The 20,409-nt window shown below is 52.6% G+C and carries 19 protein-coding genes and 2 tRNA genes; 11 read left to right on the forward strand and 10 right to left on the reverse strand.

What is annotated here, in order from left to right; translation table 11 throughout:
* Positions 1–104 precede the first annotated feature (104 nt).
* Positions 105–251, forward strand: a complete 147-nt coding sequence (ecnB, locus tag G434_RS07550; protein WP_000239596.1) for a lipoprotein toxin entericidin B — start codon at positions 105–107, stop codon at positions 249–251.
* Positions 252–425: 174 nt separating this feature from the next.
* Complete coding sequence (gene sugE, locus G434_RS07545; protein WP_000118482.1) at positions 426–743, forward strand: quaternary ammonium compound efflux SMR transporter SugE; 318 nt, start codon at positions 426–428, stop codon at positions 741–743.
* Here the strand turns inward: sugE and blc are convergent.
* The 6 genes from blc to frdA form a co-directional block, all read right to left on the reverse strand.
* Positions 740–1,273 carry a lipocalin Blc gene (gene blc / locus G434_RS07540; RefSeq protein ID WP_001238369.1) on the reverse strand — a complete coding sequence of 178 codons (534 nt, stop codon included), beginning with the start codon at positions 1,271–1,273 and terminating at the stop codon, positions 740–742. The two genes, sugE and blc, sit on opposite strands and share 4 nt — an antisense overlap.
* A gap of 88 nt (positions 1,274–1,361) precedes the next feature.
* Complete coding sequence (locus tag G434_RS07535) at positions 1,362–2,495, reverse strand: BlaEC family class C beta-lactamase (protein ID WP_001376670.1); 1,134 nt, start codon at positions 2,493–2,495, stop codon at positions 1,362–1,364.
* 62 nt (positions 2,496–2,557) lie between these two features.
* A complete protein-coding gene (frdD, locus tag G434_RS07530) occupies positions 2,558–2,917 on the reverse strand; it encodes a fumarate reductase subunit FrdD (protein WP_000609663.1) in 360 nt (119 codons plus the stop codon).
* A gap of 10 nt (positions 2,918–2,927) precedes the next feature.
* Positions 2,928–3,323 (reverse strand): fumarate reductase subunit FrdC, encoded by a 396-nt coding sequence (gene frdC, locus G434_RS07525; RefSeq protein WP_000208763.1) that lies wholly within the window; start codon positions 3,321–3,323, stop codon positions 2,928–2,930.
* Between the two features lie 10 nt (positions 3,324–3,333).
* Entirely contained in the window at positions 3,334–4,068 is a 735-nt protein-coding gene (gene frdB / locus G434_RS07520) for a fumarate reductase iron-sulfur protein (protein WP_000829498.1), read from the reverse strand.
* Positions 4,061–5,869 (reverse strand): fumarate reductase (quinol) flavoprotein subunit, encoded by a 1,809-nt coding sequence (frdA, locus tag G434_RS07515; RefSeq protein ID WP_001192973.1) that lies wholly within the window; start codon positions 5,867–5,869, stop codon positions 4,061–4,063. The genes frdB and frdA overlap by 8 nt, the downstream gene beginning before the upstream one ends.
* Positions 5,870–6,193: 324 nt before the next feature.
* Here frdA and epmA point away from each other — a divergent pair, with 324 nt between their 5' ends.
* Together epmA and yjeM are read left to right on the forward strand one after the other, a co-directional pair.
* Positions 6,194–7,171, forward strand: coding sequence for an elongation factor P--(R)-beta-lysine ligase (gene epmA, locus G434_RS07510; protein ID WP_000004771.1), 978 nt, complete (start codon positions 6,194–6,196; stop codon positions 7,169–7,171).
* A 218-nt stretch (positions 7,172–7,389) separates the two neighbouring features.
* Positions 7,390–8,892 (forward strand): glutamate/gamma-aminobutyrate family transporter YjeM, encoded by a 1,503-nt coding sequence (yjeM, locus tag G434_RS07505; protein ID WP_001446769.1) that lies wholly within the window; start codon positions 7,390–7,392, stop codon positions 8,890–8,892.
* A gap of 150 nt (positions 8,893–9,042) precedes the next feature.
* Here yjeM and mscM read toward each other — a convergent pair whose 3' ends face one another.
* From mscM to rsgA, 3 genes are all read right to left on the reverse strand, one after another.
* Positions 9,043–12,366 (reverse strand): miniconductance mechanosensitive channel MscM, encoded by a 3,324-nt coding sequence (mscM, locus tag G434_RS07500; protein WP_001236793.1) that lies wholly within the window; start codon positions 12,364–12,366, stop codon positions 9,043–9,045.
* A gap of 21 nt (positions 12,367–12,387) precedes the next feature.
* Positions 12,388–13,356, reverse strand: a complete 969-nt coding sequence (gene asd / locus G434_RS07495) for an archaetidylserine decarboxylase (RefSeq protein WP_000934920.1) — start codon at positions 13,354–13,356, stop codon at positions 12,388–12,390.
* A gap of 96 nt (positions 13,357–13,452) precedes the next feature.
* Positions 13,453–14,505 carry a small ribosomal subunit biogenesis GTPase RsgA gene (rsgA, locus tag G434_RS07490; RefSeq protein WP_000041976.1) on the reverse strand — a complete coding sequence of 351 codons (1,053 nt, stop codon included), beginning with the start codon at positions 14,503–14,505 and terminating at the stop codon, positions 13,453–13,455.
* A 94-nt stretch (positions 14,506–14,599) separates the two neighbouring features.
* Between rsgA and orn the strand changes: the two genes are divergently transcribed.
* The 4 genes from orn (at position 14,600) to G434_RS29935 (ending at position 15,951) form a co-directional block, all read left to right on the forward strand.
* On the forward strand, positions 14,600–15,145 hold the full coding sequence (gene orn / locus G434_RS07485) for an oligoribonuclease (RefSeq protein ID WP_001295188.1): 546 nt from the start codon (positions 14,600–14,602) through the stop codon (positions 15,143–15,145).
* A 210-nt stretch (positions 15,146–15,355) separates the two neighbouring features.
* Positions 15,356–15,431: transfer RNA gene (locus G434_RS07480), tRNA-Gly, on the forward strand.
* A 157-nt stretch (positions 15,432–15,588) separates the two neighbouring features.
* A tRNA-Gly gene (locus G434_RS07475) sits at positions 15,589–15,664 on the forward strand.
* A gap of 233 nt (positions 15,665–15,897) precedes the next feature.
* The gene (locus G434_RS29935; protein ID WP_100664635.1) at positions 15,898–15,951 is read left to right on the forward strand and encodes a hypothetical protein; all 54 of its coding nucleotides are present in this window, start codon (positions 15,898–15,900) and stop codon (positions 15,949–15,951) included.
* Here the strand turns inward: G434_RS29935 and queG are convergent.
* Entirely contained in the window at positions 15,934–17,073 is a 1,140-nt protein-coding gene (gene queG, locus G434_RS07470; RefSeq protein WP_001294246.1) for a tRNA epoxyqueuosine(34) reductase QueG, read from the reverse strand. The two genes, G434_RS29935 and queG, sit on opposite strands and share 18 nt — an antisense overlap.
* On the opposite strand from queG, the gene nnr reads away from it, so the two are divergent.
* Genes nnr through amiB form a run of 3 tightly spaced genes read left to right on the forward strand, consistent with a single transcriptional unit; the run spans position 17,072 to position 20,408 of the window.
* Positions 17,072–18,619 carry a bifunctional ADP-dependent NAD(P)H-hydrate dehydratase/NAD(P)H-hydrate epimerase gene (nnr, locus tag G434_RS07465; protein ID WP_001323087.1) on the forward strand — a complete coding sequence of 516 codons (1,548 nt, stop codon included), beginning with the start codon at positions 17,072–17,074 and terminating at the stop codon, positions 18,617–18,619. The two genes, queG and nnr, sit on opposite strands and share 2 nt — an antisense overlap.
* The gene (gene tsaE, locus G434_RS07460; RefSeq protein ID WP_000981977.1) at positions 18,591–19,052 is read left to right on the forward strand and encodes a tRNA (adenosine(37)-N6)-threonylcarbamoyltransferase complex ATPase subunit type 1 TsaE; all 462 of its coding nucleotides are present in this window, start codon (positions 18,591–18,593) and stop codon (positions 19,050–19,052) included. Before nnr ends, tsaE begins: the two co-directional genes overlap by 29 nt.
* Positions 19,053–19,070: 18 nt before the next feature.
* Positions 19,071–20,408, forward strand: a complete 1,338-nt coding sequence (gene amiB, locus G434_RS07455; protein WP_000990302.1) for an N-acetylmuramoyl-L-alanine amidase AmiB — start codon at positions 19,071–19,073, stop codon at positions 20,406–20,408.
* The last annotated feature ends 1 nt before the right edge of the window (position 20,409 follow it).

Here is a 20,409-nt window from a genome sequence, read left to right on the forward strand (position 1 = left end):
TTCTCTTCCGAAAAATCATCAGATTTCCATCATTTTTGGTGATGTTGTCTATTATTAATTTGCTATAGGCAAACATAAATAACATTACCTAAAAGGAAGACGTTATGGTGAAGAAGACAATTGCAGCGATCTTTTCTGTTCTGGTGCTTTCAACAGTATTAACTGCCTGCAACACCACGCGTGGCGTTGGTGAAGACATTTCTGATGGCGGTAACGCGATTTCTGGCGCAGCAACGAAAGCGCAGCAGTAAGCAATAACGGTACGACAGTTATGTCGTGCCGTTTGTTTTTTTGCGATAGTCACAAAGGTAATAGTTGAAATTCCCCTGCCACCTGGCAAAATATCCGTTCAACCATCAGCTTTGCAGGACGACCTGCAAACGCCTCTTTTCACCGGGGACGGCCCCAATTCTCCGGAGCCTGATATGTCCTGGATTATCTTAGTTATTGCTGGTCTGCTGGAAGTGGTATGGGCCGTTGGCCTGAAATATACCCACGGCTTTAGTCGTTTGACGCCAAGTGTTATTACTGTGACGGCGATGATTGTCAGTATGGCGCTACTTGCCTGGGCGATGAAATCGTTACCAGTAGGGACGGCTTATGCCGTGTGGACGGGTATTGGCGCAGTCGGCGCGGCCATCACCGGCATTGTGCTGCTCGGCGAGTCCGCTAACCCGATGCGCCTGGCGAGTCTGGCGTTAATCGTATTGGGGATTATTGGTCTGAAACTCAGCACTCACTAACTACCGGGCTGCTGTACCCAAATAAACTTACTGACATCAAACCCTTCCCGGGTCGCGACTGCCAGCATCTCCTGTTTCACTTCGTCAGAAATGGTTGGCGTGCGGGAGAGTATCCACAGGTAGTCGCGGTCCGGGCCGCAAACCAGCGCATGGCGGTATTCCCGATCGAGTGCAATAACGTTATAACCGCCATAGAAAGGACCAAAGAATGACACTTTCAGCGCAGCGCGAGTTGGTGCGCCGGTAAAGTACGCTTTCCCTTCACTCTGCTGCCACATTTCTCTGTCAGGGTTATAGCCTTTATTAATGACATTCAGGCCGCCGTCATCCCGCAGGCTGTATGTTGCGGTGACTTTTTCCAGTCCACGTTCAAAGCGGTGATCAAAACGGGCAATCTCATACCAGGTACCGAGATAGCGTTTAGCATCGAAATTATTCACTACTGTCACGCCACGGGGCGGCGTAGGAGAACTGCAGGCAACGACCAGAAATGCAGCTGTCGCTGCGGCAACGAGAGGGAGCAGGCGCATAAATGTTTCCTTACTGGTTTTTTTCTAAGTGTAGATGACAGCAAGGAAAAGCGGAGAAAAGGTCCAAAAATTCGGACCCGATGAAATTTTACTGTAGAGCGTTGAGAATCTGCCAGGCGGCAGTGACTCTCGCTGGATTGGGATAGTTTTTGTTAGCCAGCATCACGATACCCAGCTCTTTTTCTGGAATAAACGCAACATAGCTACCAAATCCGCCGGTCGCCCCCGTTTTATGTACCCATGATGCGCATACTGCAGGAGTTGGGGGCGTAATCGCTTTTACGGGGCGTGCTGCCAGTGCAATTTTATTGTCACTGCCGTTAATGATGATGTCAGGATTTACCGGCCAGTCCAGCATTTCCCAGCCCAGGCCCTGATACATATCGCCGGTTTGCCAGTAGCGAGATTGTGCCAGTTGTATCCCTTGTTGAAGCGTTTTCTCAGTGATATCAAGGGGTTTTAAATTGCTTTGCACCCAGCGGGCCATATCTTCAATGGTCGACTTCACACCATAAGCTTCAGCATCTAACGCCCCAGGCGAAACATGCACTGCCTTACCTTCGCGATATCCCCAGGCGTAATTCTTTTCTTCTGCGGACGGCACATTAATCCACGTATGAGTGAGTTTGAGTGGCTGGAAGACACGAGTTTGCATCGCCTGCTCAAAACTCAAACCAGACGGCTTCACAGCCAGTGCGCCGAACAAACCGATACTGGAGTTGGCATACAGACGTTGTGTTCCTGGAGCCCATGCAGGTTGCCAGTTTTGATAGAAGCGCAGCAAGTCGCTTGAGGATTTAACGTCATCCGGCACCTGCAATGGCAGACCGCCAGCAGTGTAGGTTGCGAGATGTAATAGTGTGATCCCATTCCACTGTTTAGCGGTAAGTTCAGGCCAGTATTTTGTTGCGGGATCGCTTAACTTGATTTCCCCTCGAGCAATAGCGTCGCCACCAAGCACGCCCGTAAATGTTTTGCTGACCGAACCTAACTCAAACAACGTTTGCTGTGTGACGGGCTGCTTTTTGGCGATGTCCGCATAGCCCCAGGTAAAGTAATAAGGTTTACCCTGATAAATTACCGCCACCGCCATACCGGGGATCTTTTGTTGCTCTATAAGCGGGGTTATTGTGCGATGCACAATATCGTTGATTTGTTGAGGGGCAGCAAATGTGGAGCAAGAGGCGGTAATTAATAAGGCGCAGAGCGTCATTTTGAACATAGGGTCTGGTTTCCATACAAAACGGCCCGCCATAGGCGGGCCGGATTTACATTGGCGATGCGTTAGATTGTAACGACACCAATCAGCGTGACAACTGTCAGGATAGCAGCCAGACCGTAGAAAACCCATTTGCCCGCAGGTACGTGGATTTTCAGATCGTGCATCGCGTGGTGCATACGGTGTAAACCACACCACAGCGGCAGAACGATCATCAGGAACAGGAATACGCGACCAATGAAGCTCTGCGCGAACGCCAGAACGCGCTCGTAGCTCAGTGCATCACCCGGAAACAGCCCCAGCGGCAGCAGAATACCCACCAGCAGGATCATCACCGGCGCAATAATTGCGCTCCACATACCACCGGCCCCGAAGAGGCCCCAGAATACCGGTTCGTCAGAACGCTTTGGATTTGGATTAATCATCTCAGGCTCCTTACCAGTACAGGGCAACAAACAGGATTACGATGGTGGCAACCACAGTTACCGCCCAGAGACTTTTGATAATTGGCTCTGGTCCCATTTTTTCGTCTTTTACAATGATATTGGCCGCTTTCGGTGCCAGTTCAAACCAGGTTTTGGTGTGCAGCAGAGCTGCCGCCAGAGTGATCAGGTTAATGATCACAATAACCGGGTTTTGTAAAAAGTCGACGAATCCCGCCCAGCTTTCCGGGCCATTTTTCAGGGCAAACAGCCCGAAAATCAGTTCAATGCTGAACCACACAGCCGGAACCGCCGTGCCTTCGCGCAGCATGTAAAAGCGATAAAACGGCAATTTTTTCCACCAGGTGGACGTCATTGGCCGTACATACGGTTTACGTTTAGTCGTCATGTTGCACTCCTTAGCGTGGTTTCAGGGTCGCGATAAGAAAATCTTTCGAACTTTCTACTTTGCCCTGCTGAATGGCCGCAGCCGGATCGACGTGTTTCGGGCAGACTTCGGAGCAGTAGCCCACGAAAGTACAGCTCCATACGCCGTTCTGGCTGTTCAACTGCGCCATACGCTCCTTCTTACCGTGGTCGCGGCTATCTTCGTTATAACGATGCGCCAGCGTAATGGCAGCCGGACCGATGAACTCGGGGTTCAGGCCAAACTGCGGGCACGCGGCGTAGCACAGACCACAGTTGATGCAACCGGAGAACTGGTGATACTTGGCCATCTGCGCCGGGGTCTGGATGTTAGTACCCTGATCCGCGGTGCGGGAGTTGCCGATGATGTACGGTTTGATCGCTTCCAGACTTTCGATGAAGTGGGTCATATCGACCACCAGATCGCGTTCAATCGGGAAGTTAGCTAACGCTTCAACCTTCATACCGTCGGTGTAATCACGCAGGAAGGTTTTACATGCCAGTTTTGGCACGTTGTTAACCATCATGCCGCAGGAACCACAAATCGCCATACGGCAGGACCAGCGGTAGCTCAGGTCCGGTGCCAGGTTGTCTTTGATGTAGCCCAGCGCATCCAGTAATGAGGTAGTTGCGTCATAAGGCACTTCATAGAATGCGCTATGCGGTGCGGTATCGACTTCCGGGTTATAGCGCACCACCTCAATTTTCAGGTTTTTCATCTCAGCCATTCGCCTTCTCCTTCTTATTGGCTGCTTCCGCCTTATCGGCTGCATCCGCTTCGCCACCGTAAACGCGTTTAGCTGGCGGCAGCGTAGTAATCTTCACGTCGCTGTACTCCAGGCGAGTTGTGCCATCAGCATCGCGGAAGGCGAGGGTGTGTTTGAGGAAGTTGACGTCGTCACGCTCGGTGCAACCTTCGTCCAGACGCTGGTGCGCGCCGCGGGACTCTTTACGTGCCATTGCGGAGTGCGCCATACATTCAGCAACGTTCAGACCGTGGCCCAGTTCAATGGTGTAGAGCAGGTCGGTGTTGAACACGCTGGAGGTGTCGGTGATGCGCACGCGCTTGAAGCGTTCCTGCAGCTCAGCCAGCTTGTCGATGGTTTTCTGCATCAGTTCCGGCGTACGGTAGATACCGCAACCTTCTTCCATAGCCAGGCCCATTTCGTCGCGGATCTTCGCCCAGTTTTCGCCGCCATCCTGGTTAACCAGATCTTTCAGACGTTGTTCAACGCCAGCTGCCTGCGCTTCAATTGCCGCTTCGTTGCCATTACCAGCAGTTGCTGCACGCTCTGTCGCTTGCTCACCGGCCAGACGACCGAAGACCACCAGTTCCGCCAGGGAGTTGGAGCCCAGACGGTTTGCACCGTGCAGACCAACAGAGGAACATTCACCCACGGCGAACAGACCTTTAATGCGGGTTTCACAGTTCTGATCGGTTTCGATACCGCCCATGGTGTAGTGTGCGGTCGGACGTACCGGAATCGGTTCTTTAACCGGATCGACGCCAACGTACGCTTTCGCCAGTTCGCAGATGAACGGCAGACGTTCATGCAGTTTTTTCTCGCCGAGGTGACGCAGGTCGAGATAAACCACATCGCCACGCGGCGTGGAGATGGTGTTGCCTTTACGCCATTCGTGCCAGAAGGCCTGAGAAACTTTGTCGCGTGGACCCAGTTCCATATATTTGTTTTTCGGCTCGCCCAGCGGAGTTTCCGGGCCCATGCCGTAATCTTGCAGATAACGGTAGCCATTTTTGTTGACCAGAATACCGCCTTCACCGCGGCAGCCTTCGGTCATCAGGATACCGGAACCTGGCAGACCGGTTGGGTGATACTGAACGAATTCCATGTCACGCAGCGGAACGCCGTGGCTTAGCGCCATACCCATACCGTCACCGGTAACGATGCCGCCGTTGGTGTTGTAACGATAAACGCGACCCGCACCGCCGGTAGCCATAACGACCGCGTTAGCACGGATCTGCACCAGCGTGCCTTCCATCATGTTCATTGCTACCAGGCCGCGAACATGACCATCATCAACCAGAATATCCAGCACGAAATGTTCGTCAAAACGCTGGATCTGCGGGAATTGCAGAGAGGTCTGGAACAGCGTGTGTAGCATATGGAAGCCGGTCTTATCGGCGGCGAACCAGGTACGCTCGATTTTCATGCCGCCGAAGCGACGTACGTTGACGCTACCATCCGGGCGACGGCTCCATGGGCATCCCCACAGTTCCAGTTGGGTCATTTCGGTTGGGCAGTGGTGGACGAAATAATCCACGACATCCTGCTCACACAACCAGTCGCCACCCGCTACTGTATCGTGAAAGTGATATTCGAAGCTGTCATGATCCTGCGCGACAGCGGCGGAGCCCCCTTCTGCAGCAACGGTATGGCTACGCATCGGGTATACTTTTGAGATTAGTGCGATTTTTGCATTTGGATTTGCCTGCGCGGCAGCAATTGCAGCACGTAATCCCGCGCCACCGGCGCCTACAATGGCAAGATCGGCTTGAAAGGTTTGCACGACATTCCTCCAGATTGTTTTTATCCCACAGCCCCGTACTTCAGGGTAAGTGCCTGAAAGTTACGGTCTGCGAACGCTATTCCACTGCTCCTTTATAGGTACAACAGTATAGTCTGATGGATAAGTCTGAAATTTGACGAGATCGATTTTTTTAGTGCGCAAGAGGGCTAAATTATCACTGAAGATGATTAATTTAATTACTAAACCATCAGATCGTGCTTTTTTTAGTCACTGCCCACCCTTGTTTGATTCCTGCGTAAAATTTGTCTCGCCGTCGCGTTGCGAGTAGACTTCGTGCCCTTGTCAAAAACTGGAGATTTAACTATGAGCGAAACGGCATCCTGGCAGCCGAGCGCATCCATCCCTAACTTATTAAAACGCGCGGCGATTATGGCGGAGATCCGTCGTTTCTTTGCCGATCGTGGAGTGCTGGAGGTGGAGACGCCTTGTATGAGCCAGGCGACGGTAACCGATATTCATTTGGTCCCGTTTGAGACACGTTTCGTTGGCCCCGGGCATTCGCAGGGGATGAATCTCTGGTTAATGACCAGCCCGGAATACCATATGAAACGCCTGCTGGTTGCTGGTTGTGGGCCGGTATTCCAGCTGTGCCGCAGCTTCCGTAATGAAGAGATGGGGCGTTATCACAACCCTGAGTTCACTATGCTTGAGTGGTATCGACCGCACTATGATATGTACCGGTTGATGAACGAGGTGGACGATCTCTTACAACAAGTGCTGGACTGCCCGGCAGCAGAAAGCCTTTCTTATCAACAAGCTTTCTTGCGTTATCTGGAAATTGACCCGCTCTCTGCCGACAAAACGCAACTGCGGGAAGTGGCAGCGAAACTGGATTTAAGCAACGTTGCTGATACCGAAGAAGACCGCGACACGTTGCTACAATTGCTGTTTACCTTTGGCGTAGAGCCAAATATTGGCAAAGAAAAACCGACCTTTGTGTACCACTTTCCAGCCAGCCAGGCATCACTGGCGCAAATCAGTACCGAAGATCATCGGGTCGCTGAACGCTTTGAGGTTTATTATAAAGGTATTGAGCTGGCGAATGGTTTCCATGAATTGACGGATGCCCGTGAGCAGCAACAACGTTTTGAACAAGATAACCGTAAGCGCGCGGCGCGCGGTTTGCCGCAGCACCCCATTGACCAGAATCTGATTGAAGCCTTGAAAGTCGGTATGCCTGACTGTTCCGGCGTGGCATTAGGTGTTGATCGTCTGGTGATGTTGGCGCTGGGCGCGGAGACACTGGCTGAAGTCATCGCCTTTAGCGTTGACCGGGCATAATTCTGAAAAATTACTGAATTAACCGCGAAGAATGGCGTGATAAGCGCCATTCTGTAGCATATGTTTTCATTTTTCCGCTAAAGGCCACAATTTAAGACTGGATATTTGATATCATCCAGGTATCAATTCTGTATTGGTTTTTACGCTGCCCGCTCAATGTTGGGCAGTGCAGTTCAGTGGGCGCGTTTTATACACGCGCTGAAATGAAGGATGGTTTCATGCCTCACACGATAAAAAAGATGAGTCTGATAGGACTCATATTGATGATCTTTACTTCCGTATTTGGATTTGCCAATAGCCCATCGGCTTATTACTTAATGGGTTATAGTGCGATTCCCTTTTATATATTTTCTGCATTGTTATTCTTTATTCCATTCGCCTTAATGATGGCTGAAATGGGAGCTGCTTATCGCAAAGAAGAAGGCGGTATCTATTCCTGGATGAATAATAGTGTCGGACCACGTTTTGCCTTCATTGGTACGTTTATGTGGTTTTCCTCTTATATCATCTGGATGGTGAGTACCTCCGCGAAAGTTTGGGTACCGTTCTCAACATTCCTCTATGGTAGCGACATGACCCAGCACTGGCATATTGCCGGACTGGAGCCTACGCAGGTGGTTGGTCTGCTGGCAGTGGCATGGATGATTCTGGTCACCGTCGTTGCTTCAAAGGGGATTAATAAAATTGCCCGCATTACTGCGGTGGGCGGTATTGCAGTAATGTGTCTGAATTTAGTATTGCTGTTAGTAAGCATTACTATTTTGTTATTAAATGGTGGGCATTTCGCGCAGGATATTAATTTCCTTGCATCACCGAACCCAGGTTATCAGTCCGGTCTGGCAATGCTATCGTTTGTGGTATTTGCTATTTTTGCCTATGGCGGAATTGAAGCGGTTGGTGGTCTGGTCGATAAAACGGAAAATCCAGAAAAGAACTTTGCCAAAGGTATTGTTTTTGCCGCTATTGTTATTTCAATCGGTTATTCGCTGGCAATATTTTTATGGGGCGTCAGCACAAACTGGCAGCAGGTATTAAGTAATGGTTCCGTTAACCTCGGCAATATTACCTATGTGCTGATGAAGAGCCTCGGGGTGACGCTGGGTAACGCACTGCATTTGTCACCAGAAGCGTCATTGTCGCTGGGCGTATGGTTTGCGCGTATTACCGGACTTTCGATGTTCCTCGCTTATACCGGTGCGTTCTTTACGCTTTGCTATTCACCGCTGAAAGCCATCATCCAGGGAACGCCGAAAGCATTGTGGCCGGAACCGATGACGCGCCTGAATGCGATGGGGATGCCGTCTATCGCCATGTGGATGCAGTGCGGGTTGGTTACTGTCTTCATCCTGCTGGTTTCGTTTGGTGGCGGTACCGCATCGGCGTTCTTTAACAAGCTGACGCTGATGGCGAACGTGTCTATGACGCTTCCTTACTTGTTCCTCGCGCTGGCTTTCCCATTCTTTAAAGCACGTCAGGATCTCGACAGACCGTTTGTGATTTTCAAAACGCGTATGTCGGCAATGATTGCGACGGTGGTTGTCGTTCTGGTGGTGACATTTGCGAACGTCTTCACCATTATTCAGCCTGTGGTTGAAGCCGGAGACTGGGACAGCACATTGTGGATGATTGGCGGCCCTGTCTTCTTCTCGCTGTTAGCGATGGCGATTTACCAGAACTATTGCAGTCGCATGGCGAATAAACCTGAGTTAGCTCTCGACTGATCCTATGAAATCCTGCAACTCATCGTCTCTCCGACGATGAGTTGTCAGGAAGTAATGCGTATGGATGATACTCTCCAGGGCCGGTGATAACTGAAGATGATGTTAAGCTGCTAAATGAGCCACGTTGACATCATTTGGCAGCTTCATGCATTACAAACTTCCCGCCTGACGACCTTTGCCCGCAGACGTCAGCGTTCTCCCCGTTTGTTTACCGTTGAGGCTTTCCAGACGCATCTGGAAGGGCGGGAATGGCATATCGATACCGTGGGCGTGGAAGCCAGCCAGAATCAGCTGGTGGATCTCATGGCGTAGCGGCATACGGTGACCCATCTCAGCGGCGTAAATACGCAGCTCGAAAATCTGAATCCCCTGTTGCAGATCCACCAGGAAGACTTCCGGTGCCGGGTTGTCGATCACCAGCGAGCAGCGACGCGCTGCGGTGAGCAGGATTTCCGTCACTTCTTCACTGTTGGCATCGGCAGGGGCCGGAATCGTCAACACCACGCGCGTGACCGAGTCAGAGAGCGACCAGTTGATAAACTGCTCGGTAATAAATGCCTTGTTCGGCACGATTATCTCTTTACGGTCCCAGTCGCTGATGGTGGTGGCACGGGTGTTAATTTTCGTCACGCTACCAGTAAGATCGCGGATCGTTACCGTATCGCCAATGCGAATCGGTTTTTCGAACAGGATGATCAGGCCAGAGATAAAGTTGGCGAAAATTTCCTGCAAACCAAAACCGAGACCAACACCGAGCGCGGCAACCAGCCACTGCAATTTCGACCACTCAATACCAATCATTGAGAAGCCGACCAGCCCGCCAATCAGCATCAGCAGATATTTGGTGATGGTGGTGATGGCGTAGCCCGTACCCGGCGTTAAATCCAGGTGCTGCAAAATCGCCAGTTCCAGCAGCGCGGGCAGGTTGCGTACCAGCTGCGTGGTGATGATAAACACCAGAATGGCAATCAGCACCGCACCGAGGGTAATTGGCTCCAGGCTTTCTACGCCCTGTACCGTGGAAGTGACATCCCACAGCGAAATATTTTCGAGGAAGCCGAAAGCGGAATGGATTTCTGACCACAGCACAATGACCGAAAGCAGGGCGATCAACATCAAAATTGAGCGCACCAGCCGTAAGGACTGCGCACTGATGGCATCGAGATCGACTTCGCTTTCATCGACTTCAATTGCCCCTTCCGGGCTACTGTGATGATGCGCTTCCTCTTCGCCACGCGCACGTTGCGCTAACATCTCTGCCCGGCGATGCTTCGCCCGGTCAAACGCCAGCCTGCGGCGCTGGATCAGCATCCAGCGGCGGATAACGTGATAAACCACCAGTAGCAAAAACCAGATGGCAACCGAGGTTTCAAGCCTCGCTAACAGCGCCTGTGCCGTTGCCAGATAACCCACCGCCGACGCCAGAATGGCAACCAACGGTGCGCCAATCATCATGTTCCACAGCATATGGTTGGTAATGTTGTCACCGCTGCCCTCTTTGTTGAGATACAGCGGGATCCCGGCCTTTTTCAGACTGAGAGTGACCACCGCCAGCGCACCGCAAATGAGGATAAAACAAAGCCGTCCCAGCGAACCGGAGAATTCACGGTCGTCGAGGTTATCGAACATCATCAGCGCCATAATCAGCGGCACAATAAGCCCGATGCTCATCAGGTAGTAGCGCATCCCACGGGAAACCCGTTCGCGCGGCCAGCCAAAATGAGCGATAAACAAGCCGTTCGGGCGGGCAAAGGTAGCGCAAATCATCACTACCCATAGCAGCGGTACGGTGGCTGTTACGCCATCACCAATCGCTACCGCCAGCGGATAAGGCCACGCCTCGCGCAAGCCGTAACCCAGCGTCATCCACAGCACCGGGAGCGGTGACGCGACGAGAATCGACCAGAAAAGAGTGCGCAACGTCAGCCAAAAGTGATCCTGAGTCACTTTGCCGACTTTCGCCGCCGAACGTTCAAGAAAACGGGTGAAATAGCGGCGCGAGTAAATACTGCAACCGACCAGAATCAACGCGCCAAACAGCGGCAAAATTGTCTCTTTGCTGGTCAGCATCATCACACTGGCTTTGCCCAACTGACTGAAGGTGTCCAGCGAAATGAGACGACGCAGATCCTGGGCGATCTCCAGCGGCCAGGCGATGGTCATCGGGCGCACGTCAGAGGTCCAGAACAGATAGCGGTGCGTCGCTTCGTTCACCTCTTTCAGCGCATCCTCCAGTTGCCCGTTGGAGACTTTCAGCTTGGTCAGTTCCAGCAGTAGCGTGTCGCCACCCTGCAACAATGAGTTCAGCAACTCACGCTGAGTGCGTAGCTGTGCTTCCAGAATACGGTTTTGCTCGGCGGTCAGCGGCTGACCGTCGGCCTGATGGATTTGCCTTAGCAGCGGCTGTTTATTTAGCAGATCCTCATAACGTAACCGTTGCACACGCAACTGCGCCATTTCGGTATCAAGCTGTTGTGGTTTTGGCATTTCCGGTAGCCGTGCCACCTGCGCCCGCAACGCTTCACCGAGCAGGTTGGACGATCCCAGCCATTGCGACTGTTCACGCAGCGTATTCAACGCCTGCCGGACCTGTAACGTCTGGCTGGCAGCCTGACGCTGTTGCGAGGCAACGAGATCCATCCGCTGCGCCTGTTGATTCAGCGCCGCCGATAGTTCGCGGTTAATTTTGAATTGCGCGACGATATCTTTCGGCAAATCGGCGCTGTTTTCTGCCAGCAATTCGGTACTTTCCAGCGCCCGCTCCGCCTCAAGCTGACGTTGGCTGTTCAACTGATTACGTAAGGCCTGCAAATACGCATCCAGTTGCTGGCTCTCTTTTTCCGCCAGCTCTGAGCGTAAGCGCGCTAATTCCTGGCGGTTATTGGCGGACAGCTGCGCCAGTTCCAGTTCATCGACGAGCGCTTTCAGGCGTGCGGAGTCAGACTGCAACGCGAAATTTTGTGCCTGATTGAGCGGGGAATTGCCGGTAAGCGTCCCCAGGCGGCGCTCGATTTCATTTAACTGACGGCGGGCATCGGTTTGCTGTTGCGGCAGTTGATTCAGCGAATCGGCAATCTCGCGGGCGCGTTCCTGCTCTTGCTGGGCCTGACGGCTTTTATCCAGCAACTGGCTACTGACCTGGAGAATTTCCTGATTCAGCGCGTCGGTAGACATTCCCGGTGACACGCTGCGCGGCTCGTCACGCATGTTGTTTAATTGCGCGCGCAGAGTAGCGGAGAGTTTCGGATAATTATCAATGACTTCTTGATATTGCTTGATGCGCTCAAGGGAACCTTTCCGTTCCTCAAGCGCATTTAAGGCAGACTGGAGCGCCTCTACGACTTCCGGTTGCGCGGGTTTCGCCGCTTTTGCCTGCTCCAGTTCTTGTGAGATTTGTTTGCTATCGGGGGCCGTCGCGGCGTACGCCCCCCAACTGAGGCACCAGGCCATCAGAAAAGTGATAATCAGGCGCACGTCAGCGTTTCCTTTGATGGATTAGACCTGGTCTTTTTTATCGTCAACCAATGGGCTGGCGTCGTGTTCTGCTTCGATCTCTTCAGCAGGAAGCGGGGCGGGTTCAGCGTCTGGCGTAACAAAGGTTTCGGTAGATACTGCCAGCGGCTGGCCAATTTTCGTGACAGACAGGCTTTCCAGTTGCTCAACCAGATTCACTTTACCCGGTGCAAACAGGTTGATAACGGTGGAACCGAGTTTAAAGCGACCCATTTCCTGGCCTTTCAGCAGTGCCACAGAACCGTCGTTTTCCCCGGCAGGCCAGGTCCAGCGCTTGATGATGCCTTCGCGCGGCGGCGTAATGGTGCCCGCCCAGACCGTCTCAATGCTGCCTACAATCGTCGCACCGACCAGAATCTGCGCCATTGGGCCAAATTCGGTATCGAACAGGCAGATCACGCGTTCGTTACGGGCAAACAGATTCGGCACGTTCTGAGCGGTGAGATGGTTAACGGAGAAGAGATCGCCCGGCACGTAGATCATCTCACGCAGAATACCGTTGCACGGCATGTGTACGCGGTGGTAGTCACGTGGGGAGAGGTAAGTGGTCACAAACGTACCGTTACGGAAGAGATCCGCCATCAGATAGTTGCCTGCCAGCAGGGCTTCGAGGCTGTAGTTGTGGCCTTTGGCTTGCAGGATTTTATCTTCTTCGATTTTACCCAACTGGCTGATAACGCCATCGGCAGGCATAACCAGTACATTCGGATCGGTATCGATTGGGCGTACTTCGTCACGCAGCGGACGGACAAAGAATTCGTTAAAGGTGCGGTAGCTGGCGGTATCCGGCTTTTGCGCCTCTTTCATGTCGACCTTGTAGTATTTAACGAACAGATCGATAACCAGTTTTGTCAGCCATCCTGCCCGCTTGCTTGCGCCCCAACCCGCCAGGCGAGTAAGCCATAGTTTCGGCAGAATGTACTGTAGCGAAAGTTTAAATGAATTTAACAAGGTAGCCTCCAGGCCATTGTTTTGTCGTTCCTGATCCGGCCTACATGCCGGATCCTGAAAAAAAGGGGACGATTCTAACGACGGTTAGCTTAATTGTCAGTCATCCGTATCAGAAAAGTTTTTACGCGTTTTTACCTGCGCCATGCTTTCCAGAATACGGTGATAGTTTTCGAAACGGGTTTCCGCGATTTTTCCTTCCTCAACCGCTTCCCGGATAGCGCAGCCCGGATCGGTATCGTGTTTGCAATCGCGATATTTACACAGACCTAAGTAGTCATGGAATTCGACAAAGCCCTGAGTGATTTGTTCCGGCTCCAGGTGCCAGAGGCCGAACTCACGCACACCTGGGGAGTCAATCACATCACCGCCGTGCGGGAAGTGATACAGCCGAGCGGCGGTCGTGGTGTGCTGACCGAGACCCGAGTTGTCAGAAACATCGTTGGTCAGGATCTCTTTTTGCAGCCCCAGCAACGCGTTAAGCAGGCTGGATTTGCCAACGCCAGACTGCCCGGCAAAAATGCTGATGCGTCCGGTCAACGCCTCTTCCAGCGGTTTCAGCCCATCCTGAGTATGACTGGAAACCATCAATACGCGATAACCGATATTGCGGTAGATATCCATCTGCTCGTTGACGAACTCCATACCTTCGTCGTCCAGCAGGTCTATCTTGTTGAGCACAATAATCGGCTCAATCTGCAAGGTTTCGCAGGCCACCAGGTAACGGTCGATAATATTGAGCGACAGCTCCGGCAAAATGGCGGAGACAATGACAATCTGGTCGATGTTGGCGGCAATAGGTTTCACGCCATCGTAGAAGTCCGGGCGCGTTAACACTGAGGTGCGCTCATGCACCGCTTCCACGATCCCTTTGACATTTACGCCTTCCGCCGCCGGTTTACCCGGACGCCAGACTACGCGGTCGCCGGTCACCAGCGAACGGATGGTACGGCGAATATTGCAGCGGTGAACGTCGCCATCTGCGGATTCCACATCAGCGTGCATACCAAAGCGGCTGATGACGATACCTTCATCAGGCTCGCCAAACAGATTGTCGTCGTAGTCGGGCTTCTCCTTAGACGTTTTAAGACGACGCTGGTGATTGGCGTTCACGCGGCGCTGCTGGCCTTTGGAGAGTTTATTTTTACTCAATCGTACAGACTCCTGGTCGCCCCTGATGGGCAAAACATCTATGATACACGCAATTGTGGATCAATATAGTCACTGTGAATGGGTGGAAAATAGCATGAGTGCCAATGAAAACAACCTGATTTGGATCGATCTTGAGATGACCGGTCTGGATCCCGAGCGCGATCGCATTATTGAGATTGCCACGCTGGTGACCGATGCCAACCTGAATATTCTGGCAGAAGGGCCGACCATTGCAGTACACCAGTCTGATGAACAGCTGGCGCTGATGGATGACTGGAATGTCCGTACCCATACCGCCAGCGGGCTGGTGGAGCGCGTGAAAGCGAGCACGATGGGCGATCGGGAAGCTGAACTGGCAACGCTCGAATTTTTAAAACAGTGGGTGCCTGCGGGTAAATCGCCGATTTGCGGTAACAGTATCGGCCAGGATCGTCGCTTCCTGTTTAAATACATGCCGGAGCTGGAAGCGTACTTCCACTACCGTTATCTTGATGTCAGCACGCTGAAAGAGCTGGCGCGCCGCTGGAAGCCGGAAATTCTTGATGGTTTTACCAAGCAGGGGACGCATCAGGCGATGGATGATATCCGTGAGTCGGTGGCAGAACTGGCTTACTACCGCGAGCATTTTATCAAGCTGTAAAATTTTTCCTGGTCACGTAAGCGCCGGAATCCACTTGCGGCGGCGTGATTTTGACGCTAAATTGAACGTCTTGCTGATAATTTCAGCATTTGAGATAAAAACTCAAAAAAAATTTTTTAGGGGGGTTGCAGAGGGAAAGATTTCTCGTATAATGCGCCTCCCGTAACGACGCAGAAATGCGAAAATTACGAAAGCAAAATTAAGTAGTACGCGGGAATAGCTCAGTTGGTAGAGCACGACCTTGCCAAGGTCGGGGTCGCGAGTTCGAGTCTCGTTTCCCGCTCCAAAATTTGAAAAGTGCTGCAAAGCACAGACCACCCAATCGCAGTATTTCGAATTGCGACAAGGCGGCAACTGAACGAATCCTTGGGAGCTTACAAAAGTAAGTGACTAAGGTGAGTGAAGGCAGCCAAGGCAGTAGCGGTTCGAAAGACGAAGATTAAGCGGGAATAGCTCAGTTGGTAGAGCACGACCTTGCCAAGGTCGGGGTCGCGAGTTCGAGTCTCGTTTCCCGCTCCAAATTCTTCTCTCAATAAAATATCCACAGCGACGCGATGCGTTATTGCTGGTTTTTGTTGTCTCTGACAAACTCTTGTAAACAGAGTTATCCACAGCCTCAGGCCGTAATCTTAATTTCAAAGAAACTTCGCACGGTGAATAGTATTTTTTTAATCTATTGATAGATAAGTTAAAAATTAAGATTTCGTTTTGTCGAGTCGATCACTTGACGATTTTATTCGTCTTGAATTGCAATGCGTTTTTATTTTTATTCACAAGCTGTGGATGAATCAGGCATCACGCGGTAACCCTTTTTCAATTACCCGAACCAGACGCTGTTTTTTCGGCAATTGCACTTCGACTATGCACGCATTTCGTCTCTCGATTTGCTGCGCAATCGCCCACGCTATGTGCTCATCAAGAAGTGGGTGCTCACCTTTACGACTTTCCAGCGCCGCCAGAATCGTTTCATCCCAGGGCGCATTGCCTAAGGCTACGGCAATATTACGCAGCCAACGCAGGTGACCTATACGGCGAATCGCCGAACCTTCCGTGACTTTTAAAAACTTCTCTTCACTCCAGGCGAATAACTCAATGAGTTCCGGTGCGTGTAGCGGCTTACGCGGGCTGAAATCGTCTTCTGTAGTGAGTTGCGAATAGCGATTCCACGGGCAGATAAGCTGGCAGTCATCGCAACCATAAATACGATTTCCCATTAACGGTCGCAACTCTTCCGGGATCGCCCCCTCCAGTTCGATGGTGAGATAAGAGATACAGCGGCGAGCATCGACGGTATATGGCTCGACGATGGCACCGGTCGGGCAAATCGTCATACAGGCCACGCATTTACCGCATCCTTCCTCGACTGGTTGATCCACGGGCAGCGGAATATCGACCAGCAATTCGCCTAAAAAGAAGAACGAACCGGCCTCGCGATTGAGGATAAGTGAGTGCTTACCTGTCCAGCCAAGTCCTGCTTTTTCAGCTAACGGGCGCTCGAGAATAGGCGCAGAATCGACAAACGGTCTAAAATTCAGCGAAACACAATGTTGCTGAATCATCTCGCCCAGCTTTTTGAGTCGGTTGCGCAGAAGCTTGTGATAGTCACGGCCCAGCGCATAACGGCTAACATAGCCGAGTTTGGGGTTTTTCAGCGTGCTGGCAAATGCGGCGTTAGCAGGAAGGTAATTCATCCGCACGCTGATCACGCGCAGCGTACCGGGCAATAACTCATGGGGGCGAGCGCGCAGCATACCGTGACGCGCCATCCAGTCCATTTCGCCGTGGTATTGTTTGTCCAGCCATGCTTGCAGTTTGGGCTCGGACTCGCTGAGATCGGTATCGGTAATACCTACCTGCTGAAAGCCCAGTTCCAGCCCCCACTGTTTAATATTTTGCGCTAACTGATTGAGATCGAGGGGCTCTGACATGACGGACCATACAATGAAGAAAAACCCCGTAAGTATACCACACACCGTCTGGTACGCCGACGATATCCGCCGCGGAGAACGCGAGGCGGCAGATGCGCTGGGGCTCACACTCTATGAGCTGATGCTTCGCGCTGGCGAAGCCGCATTCCTGGTGTGTCGCACGGCTTATCCTGACGCCCGCCACTGGCTGGTGCTGTGCGGTCATGGTAATAACGGCGGCGATGGCTACGTGGTCGCGCGACTGGCCAAAGCGGTCGGTATTGAGGTCACGCTGCTGGCCCAGGAAAGTGACAAACCGTTGCCGGAAGAGGCCGCGCTGGCACGCGAAGCATGGTTAAACGCGGGAGGCGAGATCCATGCTTCGAATATTGTCTGGCCCGAATCGGTAGATCTGATTGTTGATGCGCTGCTCGGTACCGGCTTGCAGCAAGCACCCCGCGAATCCATTAGCCAGTTAATCGACCACGCTAATTCCCATCCTGCGCCGATTGTGGCGGTTGATATCCCTTCCGGCCTGCTGGCTGAAACTGGCGCTACGCCAGGCGCGGTGATCAACGCCGATCACACCATCACTTTTATTGCGCTGAAACCAGGCTTGCTCACTGGAAAAGCGCGGGATGTTACCGGACAACTGCATTTTGACTCACTGGGGCTGGATAGCTGGCTGGCAGGTCAGGAGACGAAAATTCAGCGGTTTTCGGCAGAACAACTTTCTCACTGGCTGAAACCGCGTCGCCCGACATCGCATAAAGGCGATCACGGGAGAGTGGTGATTATTGGCGGCGATCACGGCACGGCGGGAGCTATTCGTATGACGGGGGAAGCGGCACTGCGTGCTGGTGCTGGTTTAGTTCGAGTATTGACCCGCAGTGAAAACATTGCGCCGCTGCTGACTGCACGACCGGAATTGATGGTGCATGAACTGACGATGGACTCTCTTACCGAAAGCCTGGAATGGGCCGATGTGCTGGTGATTGGTCCCGGTCTGGGTCAGCAAGAGTGGGGGAAAAAAGCCCTGCAAAAAGTTGAGAATTTTCGCAAACCGATGTTGTGGGATGCCGATGCATTGAACCTGCTGGCAATCAATCCCGATAAGCGTCACAATCGCGTGATCACGCCGCATCCTGGCGAGGCCGCACGGTTGTTAGGCTGTTCCGTCGCTGAAATTGAAAGTGACCGCTTACATTGCGCCAAACGTCTGGTACAACGTTATGGCGGCGTAGCGGTGCTGAAAGGTGCCGGAACCGTGGTCGCCGCCCATCCTGACGCTTTAGGCATTATTGATGCCGGGAATGCAGGCATGGCGAGCGGCGGCATGGGCGATGTGCTCTCTGGTATTATTGGCGCATTGCTTGGGCAAAAACTGTCGCCGTATGATGCAGCCTGTGCGGGCTGCGTCGCGCACGGTGCGGCAGCTGACGTACTGGCGGCGCGTTTTGGAACGCGCGGGATGCTGGCAACCGATCTCTTTTCCACGCTACAGCGTATTGTTAACCCGGAAGTGACTGATAAAAACCATGATGAATCGAGTAATTCCGCTCCCTGATGAGCAGGCAACATTAGACCTGGGCGAGCGGGTAGCGAAAGCCTGCGATGGCGCAACCGTAATCTATCTGTATGGCGATTTAGGCGCAGGTAAAACCACCTTTAGCCGGGGCTTTTTGCAGGCTTTGGGCCATCAGGGTAATGTCAAAAGCCCCACTTATACGCTGGTCGAACCCTATACGCTCGACAACTTAATGGTTTATCACTTTGATTTGTACCGCCTCGCCGATCCCGAGGAGCTGGAGTTTATGGGGATCCGCGATTATTTTGCCAACGATGCCATCTGCCTGGTGGAGTGGCCACAACAAGGTACAGGTGTTCTTCCTGACCCGGATGTCGAAATACACATTGATTATCAGGCACAAGGCCGTGAGGCGCGCGTGAGTGCGGTTTCCTCTGCGGGTGAATTGTTGCTGGCGCGTTTAGCCGGTTAACCTTTGAAAGGTGGCGGGATGATGTATCGCATCAGAAATTGGTTGGTAGCGACGTTGCTGCTGCTGTGCGCGCAGGTGGGTGCCGCGACGCTCTCTGATATTCAGGTTTCTAACGGTAATCAACAGGCGCGGATAACGTTGAGTTTTATTGGCGATCCTGATTATGCGTTTAGCCATCAAAGCAAACGCACCGTGGCGCTCGATATCAAACAAACGGGCGTGATTCAGGGGCTGCCGTTGTTGTTCAGCGGCAATAATCTGGTGAAGGCGATTCGCTCCGGAACGCCTAAAGATGCACAAACGCTACGGCTGGTGGTTGATCTTACCGAAAACGGTAAAACCGAAGCGGTGAAGCGGCAGAATGGCAGCAATTACACTGTCGTCTTTACGATTAACGCCGATGTGCCGCCACCGCCTCCTCCGCCGCCTGTGGTTGCGAAACGCGTTGAAACGCCTGCGGTTGTCGCACCGCGCGTCAGCGAACCGGCGCGCAATCCGTTTAAAACGGAAAGTAACCGCACTACGGGTGTTATCAGCAGTAATACGGTAACGCGTCCGGCAGCGCGCGCGACGGCTAACACAGGCGATAAAATTATCATCGCTATTGATGCCGGACACGGCGGTCAGGATCCTGGCGCTATCGGCCCCGGTGGTACGCGGGAGAAAAATGTCACCATCGCCATCGCGCGTAAATTGCGTACTTTGCTCAATGACGATCCGATGTTTAAAGGCGTTTTAACCCGTGACGGGGATTACTTTATCTCGGTGATGGGGCGCAGCGATGTGGCTCGTAAGCAAAACGCCAATTTCCTCGTGTCGATTCACGCTGATGCCGCACCAAACCGCAGTGCGACTGGCGCTTCCGTATGGGTGCTCTCTAACCGTCGTGCAAACAGCGAGATGGCAAGCTGGCTGGAACAGCATGAGAAACAGTCGGAGCTATTGGGCGGAGCGGGCGATGTGCTGGCGAACAGTCAGTCTGACCCCTATTTAAGCCAGGCTGTGCTGGATTTACAGTTCGGCCATTCCCAGCGTGTAGGGTATGATGTAGCGACCAGTATGATCAGCCAGTTGCAACGCATTGGCGAAATACATAAACGTCGACCAGAACACGCCAGCCTTGGCGTTCTGCGTTCGCCGGATATCCCATCAGTACTGGTCGAAACCGGTTTTATCAGCAACAACAGCGAAGAACGTTTGCTGGCGAGCGACGATTACCAACAACAGCTGGCAGAAGCCATTTACAAAGGCCTGCGTAATTATTTCCTTGCGCATCCGATGCAATCTGCGCCGCAGGGTGCAACGGCACAAACTGCCAGTACGGTGACGACGCCAGATCGCACGCTGCCAAACTAAG

Source organism: Escherichia sp. KTE172 (genome assembly GCF_000408845.1).
Lineage (GTDB): Bacteria > Pseudomonadota > Gammaproteobacteria > Enterobacterales > Enterobacteriaceae > Escherichia > Escherichia coli.

Excerpts from the sequence above, each read along its gene's own strand:
- ecnB (WP_000239596.1), top strand. The coding sequence starts at position 105 with ATGGTGAAGAAGACAATTGCAGCGATCTTTTCTGTTCTGGTGCTTTCA.
- sugE (WP_000118482.1), top strand. The coding sequence starts at position 426 with ATGTCCTGGATTATCTTAGTTATTGCTGGTCTGCTGGAAGTGGTATGG.
- blc (WP_001238369.1), bottom strand. The coding sequence starts at position 1,273 with ATGCGCCTGCTCCCTCTCGTTGCCGCAGCGACAGCTGCATTTCTGGTC.
- G434_RS07535 (WP_001376670.1), bottom strand. The coding sequence starts at position 2,495 with ATGTTCAAAATGACGCTCTGCGCCTTATTAATTACCGCCTCTTGCTCC.
- frdD (WP_000609663.1), bottom strand. The coding sequence starts at position 2,917 with ATGATTAATCCAAATCCAAAGCGTTCTGACGAACCGGTATTCTGGGGC.
- frdC (WP_000208763.1), bottom strand. The coding sequence starts at position 3,323 with ATGACGACTAAACGTAAACCGTATGTACGGCCAATGACGTCCACCTGG.
- frdB (WP_000829498.1), bottom strand. The coding sequence starts at position 4,068 with ATGGCTGAGATGAAAAACCTGAAAATTGAGGTGGTGCGCTATAACCCG.
- epmA (WP_000004771.1), top strand. The coding sequence starts at position 6,194 with ATGAGCGAAACGGCATCCTGGCAGCCGAGCGCATCCATCCCTAACTTA.
- yjeM (WP_001446769.1), top strand. The coding sequence starts at position 7,390 with ATGCCTCACACGATAAAAAAGATGAGTCTGATAGGACTCATATTGATG.
- orn (WP_001295188.1), top strand. The coding sequence starts at position 14,600 with ATGAGTGCCAATGAAAACAACCTGATTTGGATCGATCTTGAGATGACC.
- nnr (WP_001323087.1), top strand. The coding sequence starts at position 17,072 with ATGACGGACCATACAATGAAGAAAAACCCCGTAAGTATACCACACACC.
- queG (WP_001294246.1), bottom strand. The coding sequence starts at position 17,073 with ATGTCAGAGCCCCTCGATCTCAATCAGTTAGCGCAAAATATTAAACAG.
- tsaE (WP_000981977.1), top strand. The coding sequence starts at position 18,591 with ATGATGAATCGAGTAATTCCGCTCCCTGATGAGCAGGCAACATTAGAC.
- amiB (WP_000990302.1), top strand. The coding sequence starts at position 19,071 with ATGATGTATCGCATCAGAAATTGGTTGGTAGCGACGTTGCTGCTGCTG.